The 1383-nt window shown below is 52.3% G+C and carries 1 protein-coding gene; it reads left to right on the top strand.

The annotated features are described in order from the left end of the window. Positions 1-184: 184 nt before the first annotated feature. On the top strand, positions 185-712 hold the full coding sequence (gene ilvN / locus LKE08_RS12385; protein WP_324704540.1) for an acetolactate synthase small subunit: 528 nt from the start codon (positions 185-187) through the stop codon (positions 710-712). Positions 713-1383: the final 671 nt, after the last annotated feature.

The raw sequence follows: 1383 nt of genomic DNA, 5'->3' as shown, positions 1-1383 counted from the left end.
GCTAAAGCCGCTTGAGTCGGTTTTCCTCTCCGCGATCAATCACGGAGCTTCCAACCCTCCCAGGAGTTTTACGTGATGTGCGGTTCCTCAATTTTGGGCGATCGCGGTTCAACTCCTGGCCGATCGCCGATACCTGATTGCCGATCGCTACAATTTGCCGAGTTTCACGTTTGGGGACGAGATTATGAAACATACCCTTTCTGTTTTGGTTGAAGATGAGGCGGGTGTCCTGACGCGGATTGCCGGTTTGTTCGCCCGTCGGGGATTTAATATCGAGAGTCTGGCGGTCGGTCCGGCCGAACAAGCCGGGATTTCCCGGATTACGATGGTGGTCCCTGGAGACGATCGCATCATTGAGCAGTTGACCAAGCAACTCTACAAGTTGATCAACGTGCTGAAGGTGCTCGATATTACGGAAATTCCCTGCGTTGAGCGGGAGTTGATGTTGCTCAAGGTCAATTCCCCCAACAGTACCGTGCGATCGGAGATCATCGAACTGGCCCACATTTTCCGCGCCCGGGTGGTGGATATCGGCGACGATTCCCTCACCGTCGAGGTGGTGGGCGACCCGGGTAAGATGGTGGCGATCGTTCAGGTGCTCGGCCGCTTCGGGATTCGGGAAATTGCCCGGACGGGTAAAATTGCCCTGACTCGCGAATCTGGCGTGAATACGGAGTTCCTCAAGAGTCAGCCCGGGGAAGCGAAGTTTTGAGGGGGCGGGGCGGCGACCCCATCCGCGAACTTGAACAAATGTTGACTTTTACATCATTTTTCGAGTGCGATCGGTTACAATAGCAGAAGGGTGCGATTCGTTCGGGAGTGAAATAGGGCTGAAATGCCCGAAATATCCTCCCGGTAAGGCTTTCACCCCCTCGGGTGAATATAAGGGGCACACCCCTGACCAGCCTTATAACTGTCTGTATGTTCCTAAATTGGTATCACAGGATACCAAATGAGGTTGGAACTCTCAGGGTCAAAGGGAGAATTGAAGAATCTTAACAAATCCTTAACAATCCCTAAGAGAGGAGGCGATAGCCACCCCCAGTTTTGGGACTCACAACCCCAGGACTGAAGCGGGGAACGGAAGGCGGTGAGGTGGAATCTGCCACCAAAAGTCCGACCACTGCTAACCATCTATGACTAACCGAAAGGTAAACATCTAGCATGAACCCTCGAAACATTGTGGTATCGAAAACAGGTTGACTACGGTGCTGCTCGAATGAGTAAGTGGATCTTCCAAACAAAGGATGGTCTACGACTGCAACAACATAACTGGACCCCCATCATTCGGCACAGACTGATTAAACCAAGCGCATCGACGTATGACGGAAACTGGGTCTATTGGGCAACAAGGAGAGGGAAATCACCAGAAATCTCAAACCG

It is taken from the genome of Lyngbya sp. CCY1209 (assembly GCF_035615495.1).
Taxonomy (GTDB): domain Bacteria; phylum Cyanobacteriota; class Cyanobacteriia; order Cyanobacteriales; family Microcoleaceae; genus Limnospira.
This window is presented reverse-complemented; position numbering and strand designations above follow the sequence as displayed.

What these genes read in the sequence shown, in the direction of transcription:
- ilvN (WP_324704540.1), top strand. Translation starts at nt 185, where the DNA reads ATGAAACATACCCTTTCTGTTTTGGTTGAAGATGAGGCGGGTGTCCTG.